This is a genomic window from Mycoplasma sp. AC1221 (genome assembly GCF_054353815.1).
In genome coordinates, this window is record NZ_JBTHHH010000009.1 from 34575 (window position 1) to 45130 (window position 10556).

Genomic DNA, 10556 nt, shown 5'->3' on the forward strand with positions numbered 1-10556 from the left:
TATGAAAATGAAAAAGAAAATAAAGACATTACTAGCAGCAGCTGGTTCTTTGGGACTTTTTGCTGCTATTAGTGCTACAGGTGCAAGTGATTCATCAGCAAAATCTGCTACTGAAACTCCTGCAAGCACCCCAACAAGCAATCCAGTAGTTGCTTTACCTGACTACAAAGTCTATCCAGGTGTGCAACAAATCAATTATGGAGGAAATAATACATATTCATTAACTGATACAGTAAACATCGTTTATGATGATAGTGTATCAGAAGTTACAATTAAAAGATTTGAAAATCTTTTAAAATCAAAACATATTTCTAATATTACCCGTAGCAAGAATTTATTATTTGGTAAAACCAATATCTTAATTGGTATTAAAGGTGATTCAGATAATACTGTTGATAACTTATTAAATACAGTTGGTATTAGTTCAAGTGAGTTAAAAGATAGTTCTTCAGATAATGCTGCAGATTTATTTAGTCACAATGATGCATATTATCTAAGATCATCAAATAATTTTATTACTTTGTATGCTAAAGATGCTGATGCAGCATTTTATGGTGCTACTACTTTATGACATATATTTAAACAAATTGATGGAAGCCAACTTCGTAATTTCACTATTAAAGACTGAGCTGATCGTGAAATACGTGGACTGTCACTAAGAAATACTTCATCAATTAGCACCCTTGCATCCAAATTAGATTTAATTAACTATGCTGGTTACTTAAAATACAACAGATATTACTACCAACCACAAACTGATTTAAAAACCACTACATTATGATCATCTTTATATACCCAAGATGAATTAAAAGATATTAAAACATTGATTAAAGCAACTTCAAATAATGTTATGAAGTTTGTATATTTTATTAATCCATTTGTAGGTTCTGATAAAATCACAACTGCAAATATGAATGATAAATTACCTCTTTTAAAAACTAAAATACAACAACTTTTAGATGTTGGTGTTAAAGATATAGTTATTGCAACACCACTTAGCAATGAACCATTTGTAGATGCAGTTTCAACTACTGGTACTTTATCTCAATCAGATTACACTACTATTGGAAATAAACAAAAAGCATTTTTAGATGATTTAGTTAAATGATGAAATGAACAAAGTAAAAGATATGATGACTTAGATGCAAAGATTGGATATCTTGATTATCGAAACCGTTCAAATCCAAAAAGTGGAAGTACATCCCTTAAAAGTTACTATGATCAATTCAATTCAAATGTACAATTATATATAGATTCTGGAACTGATTGACCAAATATTGATGGTTCTAATAACTTTACTGCAGGAAACAAAAAAATAATTTATATTCAAAACTGACATAAAGGTGAAAGTAATTTAGATTATCTGATGTTAGGAATTAACCAATTCTGATTAAAAACCTTACAAGATATAAGTGATAATAAAAATCCTGACAAAAGCAATTATAAGTTTGCTAAAATTGATGGAATCGCAATTGATCCAAACCAAATGGAAGGACCTTCAAAGGTAACTTTATTTGATTTTGCAGATTATGCATGAAAACGTTGAGTAAATAACAAATTAACTGATTCAGATTCGTTAAGAATTGAACAAAGAACCCATCTTAATGCTTTAAACTTTGCAGTAGACCAAAGTTATAATGATCCACAATTAACAGATGCTTTATATAATATTTCAACTCACTTTTATAAATTATATTGAGACTTTAACCGAACCTGATTATCTAATGGAAATTTCAATTATAACTTCAAAGGATTTCCAGTTGAATCAACTGATATAAACTCTGCACCTAACTTTTATTTAGGAGGAATCGGTGATTCAATTCGTAGAGGAATCGATTCAGTTTCAAGAAGTGATATCAATGGATTAAGAGCAAAATTATCAAAACTAGTAGATGATATTAATTATGTATTTTTAGCGGCTGGTAAAAGTCAACTTGTTTTACAAACAAAACCTTGATTGCAATCTTTATATGATTTAGCTAATGCGGGTATTATTGCTTTAGATGCCACAACTGCTTACAAAAATTTTGACTTTGTAGTATTTGGTAAATTAACCCAAGAAGCAAAACTTGTCTACAATCGCTCACAAACATATAAAACTATGATTAAGGGTGCTTTAAAAGCAATTCAAATAAGTGATTCAGATTTGAATAACTTTGTAAGTATTTTAACTGAGTTTTTAACTAATTTACATAATAATGTTTTAGCAACTGTGGATAATTCAACATTAGGTGCGGTGCAAAAAACATTCTTTACTAACCTAGGTCGCGATGGTAGAGCCGACTGAGATCCAAGTCATTTAGAAGCAGATAATAGTGATTCAACATTTACTTTTGATATTAGTTCCGATGGAAAATACAAAAGAATGAAAAAGGGTGATTATTTTGGATACCAATTCAGTCGTCCAATAACCTTACATAATGTATATGTAAAGATGTGATATGAAAAATGACGTTTATTATCTAAATTAAAATTACAATATCAAACATCTGATAAACCAAATCAATGACATGACTTACAAGAAAATAAAGGTGAAAAAAATATAGATATAACTAATTTAACAGTTTCTTCTAATAATCCACAGTCAGTTGCAGGTTCTGTAAGTGATCCAACTGCAACATGAGGAACAACCGAATTAGGTGAAAGCGGGATTGCAAATGTAACAGCAATCAGAATAGTTAATAACCAAGAAGATTCAACTAGCGATAATATGCTTTCACTAGTAAGTTTTATTGTTAATAAAGATGAGACAGTTAATTATGCACAAGATTTAAATCCATCAATTTCATCAACTGATTCTAATTCAAAAATTACCCTTGTACAAGCATCGGCAAATGTTACTGATAAAAATTCATCATCTGCAACAAATGGATTAGTGCTTCAAGTTGCAAACAAAACTGATTTATTATTTGATAATTCAAATGGTACAGCAAACGGAATTTATTTACAAACTACATCAGGTGGTTGACAAGCAAATCAAAGCATTGGATTTAAACTTCCTAAAAAAATGAATATTACTCAACTATATTTATTCCAAACCTATCAAAATGCAGGTGACAGAATGAATGATTTTGCAGTTGAGTATCTAGATGGTGAACCAAACACTGGTGAGTGAAAACAATTTGGATTCGGGCACTTAAATGGTTCTGCAATTCAAACAGTGTATGGAAATGCTACATTCCAATACTTTAGGTTAGTAGTTAAAGGAACACACGATACAGGAAGTCGTTGAACTATCGGTAATATCCAACTTGAATCATTAAGTAATGAAGCTGATTTAAAGTTATTTCCGACAACTGATTCAAATCTTGTTTTAGATTCAGCAATTACTAATAACAAATTATCTAACTTAACCGATTCAAACGATGCCACCCTTGCATCATTTAAACATAATACAACAGGTTCATCGTCTCAAACTACAATACAAGATAACGATTATTTTGTAATTAATTTCAACCGTCCAGCAAAAGTAGCAGAAGTAAAGATAAAACAAGATCCACAAGCAAAAGTATCTGATATTAAAATCCAAGGGCTTGTTAATAATGAAGTATTTATTATCCCATCTGATAGATATTCTACCACTAAGGATGCACAAACTGGGGAAGTAACTATTTCAATTAATGATCATTCAACAAAAACTTCTGATCCTGCAAATTACAAAGAAGAATGAACAGGATTAAAAGTTATTGCTGAACATGTAGTTGCTACAGAACCAACAGCAGTTGCTGTTTCACAACAAGCAACTGATAGTGAACCATCAAGTCAGTCTCAACCACAACCAACACCAACAAACACATTAACACACTGAAACATTAAATCAGTAGATATTATCGAAAGACGTGTTTATATTTCTAAATACTTATTAAATCATAATGGTTCTTTATCAACAGGTTTCGATGGAAAAGAATTTTATTTATATAATAAAGAAGAAACACATAACACTCCTGTTACTGTTGATTTAAAACCAAATGATTCAGTAGGTATAGACTTTAATTCTGTTTATAAATTGACTAGTCTTTCTAGAACATTTAGTGTTGCTGATCGAACAAGCGATAAAAATGTTGTTTCGTCCGAAGAAAGTAGTTCTGGTGGAGAACAAAATTTACAATCACCTGCTTCACCTGCTTCACCAACTTCTCAACCAAAACAAGCAGCAGATGAACAAGGTTCATCAACTGATAATGATATTCAACTAAAAGATATTAAAGTTCAATATTCACTAGATGGTTTCCATTGAACTGATGTAGCAATTAATGCAGACAATACTGATGTATCTGTTGCTAAAAATGCAAGATTTGTTCGTATAATAAATACAGGAAGCAGTAATGTTAATTTATCATTTACTAATTTAAAAGCAAAAGTTACACCTGTGGTATATACAGTTAATGATGATGATCGTTTTGATACCACTGGATTAACACCAAAAGATTCAAAAGAGGCTGTGCCTGCAGTTGGAATTGATGATGCTCATAGTCCAGAAAAGATGATTGATCGTGATGCAACAACTTTCTATCAACCAAAGAACCCTAATTCACAAATTCTTTATCGAAATGAAAAAGGTTACTTTGATAATCTTGATTTAAGAATTATCACTGATACAAGTTATCCAGATGTTAGTGTATCTGCACAATATTTTGATACAAAAGATAACACATTAAAATATAAAAAACTAGGTGAATTATCTCGTAGTGATACATCATTTACCATTCCTCGTGATATATATGTTACTGGTATTCAGATTACATGAGGAAAAACTGTTCCTAAAATCACTGAGTTATTCGGATTCCATAATAAACAACTTAATGCAACTGATAAAACTCAATTAAGTGCTTTAATCGCAAAAGACCCTGATTACATAAGTCAATGAAGCAAAGAAGATCAAGACAGATACAATGAACTTAAAGCACAAGCAAAGCAAATTGTAAACAAAGACTTCCTTGCTACCCAAGAACTAGTTAATACAGTATACTTTAGCATGCAAAATGTTATTAAATATGCAAAAGTTACTTTAACACCAGATCAAGTTGCTAGTGCTTCAGCAAATGTAATCAGTAATGCTGATAATCAATATACTGACCAATCATATGAACAATACCAAGATGCAGTGACAGCACTGCAAAATGCAGTTGCAGATTCTAATAGTCTTACTGAACCATCATATAATCAATTATTAGCAAATGTAAAGACAGCACAAGATTCATTGAAACCATCAGTATTTGCTCGTGATTTAGTAAAAAGAGATTTTGATACATTTGAAGATATCAAAGCACAATTAACCCACTACAACCCACAAGCATATGCTAAGTTAGCAGATTTTGTTGAAGCAAATAAAGATAAAGTTAATTCGCCTGATACCAAGGTTACTGACTTAATAGCAATTAACAAAGAGTTTCGTGCATTAATGGATTCGGTTAAATCACAATTATCAGAACGTGGTGCTAAATATCAAGACTTTGTTAAAGAAGCAGACAAATTAACTGATATAGCATTAGGATACCATCAAAGTTATCCATCATTATATAATCAACTTAATAAAATAATTTCTGATCAAAGAAATATTGCTTCTAATCCAAATGCAGATTCAGCAACTATTGATGCCGCTAAAGCTACAATAGATGCTGCTATAGCACAAGTTCAAGCAAATATTGATAAACAAAATGCTGCAGTTGCACAGTTACAAAAATCTAAAGTATCAAATGAAAATGGTGTGTATACTATCGATTCATATAGCACATATACATCAAAATACAATGCATTAGCTGATTTATATAAACAACGTGCTTTTACAAATGATGTTGCTGATAAACAAATTGCAGATGCACAAAAAGAACTTGATGATGCAACAAATGCTTTAGCATTAACAAATTCTGATGTAGCAAAAGCAGAAGTAAAAAGTATGCTTAATAATTTATCAAGCATTTCAGGTGTTGATCAAAGTCTTTTAAATGATTTGAAAACAAAAGCAAATAATGCAAATATTTCAGATGATGAATTAAGATCATTATTATCTGATTTAAGAAGCGCAATTGTTGATCAGGATGAAAAATCATTAAATACTCTTAAACAACAAGCAAAAGATGCATTAGCAAATATCACTGATGCTGGTGTCAAAGCAGTTTTAACTAAACAATTATCTGATGTGCAAAGTATCTTGGATGCTCAAAAGTTAATGCAAGCAATCACCGATGCACAAAATGCACAAATTGCTTTAGATGCACAAATTGCTAAAACAAAAGAAAAACTAACTTCACAAGCACAAGTTATTACTGATGCTACTACTAAAGAAGCATTTATTAAAAAAGTTAATGATGCAAATTCATTAGGTGTATTAAATGCATTGAGTAATGAATTAATATTAGATTTAGCACCTGTAGAAACCACTCCAGATGCTGCAACAAAAGCAAAAATTGATGAACTTAAGAAGTTAGCTGAATTTTTACCAACCCAAGAGCAAAATGATTTTCTAACTCGTTTAAATTCTTATGGAATAAAAGGGGTATCATTAAACCTTGATGCAATTGAAAATTCATTATTAGCAAATAATCCAAAATTAAAAGAAAAACTTGATGCACAAAGCAAACTAGATGCATATAACCAAACAGTTGATAAATTGAATAAATACATTTCATTGCTTCCACCAAAACTAGCAGCTGATTATCAAGAAAGATTAAATCCAGTTACTGATAAAGTCAAAGCATATGAAAACCTTTATAATTCATTTGTTCCAGAAGAAAAAGCAAACTTAGATGCGTTAATTGAGCAACTTAAAACTAGAAAAGATGTTTTATTAGAACTTGCTCAATCATTACCACAAAGCAATCAAGCAGATATTATTTCATCATTAAACGACATCAATGTATATGGTAAGGATGATCAAGCAAATGCTAAGTTGGATGAAATTTATCAAAAAATGGTTACAATTCGTCCAAGTCTAACTGATACACATACAAAACTACAAGCACAAAATCAAACAAAGAAAAAGATAGATAAATTAACAGATGATTTAGTAACAATCTTTGATTTAAATCCATTAAAAGATTCACCAGTGTTTGTAAATTACCAACAACTTGCAAAACTATATGCAAATGATGTGGATAAACTTGCTGGATTAAAAGATGAAATCTTAACTAAATTCTCTGATATTAAAACAGGATTCGAAGATAGACAAGTAAGAAAAGCAAGAGCTAAATTTAATGATATGGTTTCAGGTTTAAATGACCAATTAAAATTAGCAGCAAAAGCACAAGAAGAGTTACTTGATCCAAAATTCAAACAATTAACAGACCTTAAAAAAGCAGTATTAGGTTCAAATGCACAACAATATATGGATGCAGTCGATGCAGATGCACAAAAACCAAGATTATTAGATTTAATTAAGAGTCTTGATCAAAGCAATCAACAAGATTTGATAAATAAGGTTAATGCAGCAGCTACAACTGAACAACTTGATGCTCTTAAGAAAGAAATATTTACTTTAAAACCTGAACTTAAAGATATAGATGCAAAAGCAAGTTTTGATACTCTCGAGGATCAACTTGTAAAAATGATTGCTACCTTAGCACCTGATTTACAATTTAATTACTATAAACAACTTAATGAATTTAAAGATTCAAGTCAATTAGCAGATTTAAAAGCATTTAAAGACAAGTTGTTATTTGATAATGTGGATTTAGCAGTTGCACAAGACAGCAAATTAATTTATGATGCAATTAGCAAATACTTGCAAAAAAATGACAGTCCAACTAATAAAGAAAACTTGGATAAATTAAATAAAATTTATTCAAATACTAACCCACAAGTTGATTATGTAAATAATTTATATAACGAACTTAGCCAAAACTCTCTTGTTAAAGCAAAAATAGCTCAAGAGCAAAAAGCTCAATCATACACCGATGCTTTAAATAACATCAATGATTTAATCAACATCCTTCCTGCTGATAAACAGACAGATCTTAGAGCAATGCTTACTGATAGTAAATTACTAAAAGCAAAACAAACTGTAGCATTAGATAATTTAGAAAATAAATTAAAAGAAATTCCAGCAGTGCAAAAGTTATTAGAAGATCAAAGTTATCAAGCAAATCGTGCTGATTTAATGCATATTATTTCATTTATTGATGCTTCTAAGCAAGTTGAATATATATCACAAATGGATGCATTAGGACCAAATGCTACCCAACAACAATTTGATAGCCTTAAAGCAAAAATATATTCTGAAATTTCAGGATTACAAAAACAAGTTGCAGATAGTGATCAAGCAGCTAAAGCCGCAGCCGATGCTAAGAGTTTTGCTGAATTTAAGATTGCTCTCGATGCGCAAATCAGAAGTTTACCTAAAGCAAAACAAAGCAGTTACTTAGATGCATTAGCAGCATTAAATGCTAAATCAGATGCAAAACTTGCTGATTATCAAACACTTAAAGACAAATTATTAAACGAAAACGCTGATTTAAAAGCTTCTGTAGACCAACAACAAGCTAAAGACCAATATCAAGCAACCTTGAATAAACTTACATCATGAGTAAATGCATTAAAAGGTGATGATAAAATTGCAGCCAAATCCGAATTAGATAATCTTGATAACGATGCAAAATTATTAGTTTACACTGATGTTAAAGCAGATGTATTGAAAGTAGATCCTCAAGCCGAAACTAAGCTTTCAGAGCAAAAGGCACAAGAACAACAACTTGATAAGATTAAAAAACAAGAACAAACATTAGCAACCTGATTATCTGATCCAAGTATTTCAGATGTGCAAAGAAGTAAATATCAAGATCAACTTGCTAAGGTATCAAGTAAAGATTACAATGTATTAGAATCAGATTTAAATGATGAATTAGATAATAGTAGTGTTGCTCAAGGAAAAATGACAGAAGCATTGAATAATGCTGTTAGTCAAGCACAAGAAGAAATTAACAAACTTCCTGATACAGATAACAAAAAAGCAGACTACCAAAACAGACTTAATACATTAAAATCAGGTTCATATAGTTTAGAAAAAATTGCTAACCTTGAAACACTTAAAAAAGAAGTTGAAACTGAAGTTTCTAGACAGCAAAATGTAAAACCAGAGCAAACAAAACCTCAACCTAAGAGCAATGGTGGAGTAATTGCAGGAGTTGTTATCGCTGTGTTAGCATCATTAGCAGCAATTTTAGGATTAATCTTCCATCTTAAACGTCGCAAGAACAAAAAATAAACATAAAAATCGCTTATAAAAGCGATTTTTTTATTAAAATATCAAAAATTATTAGTAATTAATAAATATTATGATAAGATAAATTAAGTATTGCAAATTTTATCTAAATTACATTATCAAAAAAAAATATTTTGAAATATGAAATATTGTGATATAATAAATAACGAAGCATTTAGATGCTTTTAAAGTTCTTTGAAAACTAGATATAAAACATGACAGTCAATTTTTTCGAGAGTTTGATCCTGGCTCAGGATGAACGCTGGCTGTGTGCCTAATACATGCATGTCGTGCGAAGTTATTTATAACTTAGCGGCGAATGGGTGAGTAACACGTACTTAACGTACCTTTTAGATTAGGATAACGATGAGAAATTATCGCTAATACTGGATACCTTTAGCTTTTGCATAAAAGTTAAATTAAAGGAGCATTTGCTTCACTAAAAGATCGGGGTGCGGAGCATTAGTTAGTTGGTAGGGTAAAGGCCTACCAAGACGATGATGTTTAGCGGGGTTGAGAGACTGATCCGCCACACTGGGACTGAGATACGGCCCAGACTCCTACGGGAGGCAGCAGTAGGGAATTTTCCACAATGGACGAAAGTCTGATGGAGCGACACAGCGTGCAGGATGACAGCCTTCGGGTTGTAAACTGCTGTTATAAGGGAAGAAAAAGTATTAAAGGAAATGTTAATACCTTGACGGTACCTTGTCAGAAAGCAACGGCTAACTATGTGCCAGCAGCCGCGGTAATACATAGGTTGCAAGCGTTATCCGAAATTATTGGGCGTAAAGCGTCTGTAGGTTGTATGTTAAGTCTGGCGTCAAAATTTGGGGCTCAACCCCAAATCGCGTTGGATACTGGCATGCTAGAATTATATAGAGGTTAGCGGAATTCCTAGTGAAGCGGTGAAATGCGTAGATATTAGGAAGAACACCAACTTGGCGAAGGCAGCTAACTGGGTACATATTGACACTGAGAGACGAAAGCGTGGGGAGCAAACAGGATTAGATACCCTGGTAGTCCACGCTGTAAACGATGATGATTAGTTGATAGATACTATCGACGCAGCTAACGCATTAAATCATCCGCCTGAGTAGTATGCTCGCAAGAGTGAAACTTAAAGGAATTGACGGGGATCCGCACAAGCAGTGGAGCATGTGGTTTAATTTGAAGATACGCGTAGAACCTTACCCACTCTTGACATCTTCTGCAAAACTATAGAGATATAGTGGAGGCTAACAGAATGACAGATGGTGCATGGTTGTCGTCAGCTCGTGTCGTGAGATGTTCGGTTAAGTCCTGCAACGAGCGCAACCCTTATTCTTAGTTAATTATCTAAGAAGACTGCCCGAGTAAT

General features: G+C 31.7%; 1 protein-coding gene and 1 rRNA gene. Both read left to right on the plus strand.

The genetic code is table 4. From position 1 onward, the window contains the following. Nucleotides 1-7 precede the first annotated feature (7 nt). Nucleotides 8-9199 (plus strand): beta-N-acetylglucosaminidase domain-containing protein, encoded by a 9192-nt coding sequence (locus tag ACXYRK_RS02200; RefSeq protein WP_458617872.1) that lies wholly within the window; start codon nt 8-10, stop codon nt 9197-9199. 224 nt (nt 9200-9423) lie between these two features. Further along, a 16S ribosomal RNA gene (locus ACXYRK_RS02205) occupies nt 9424-10556 on the plus strand; the annotation flags it as partial.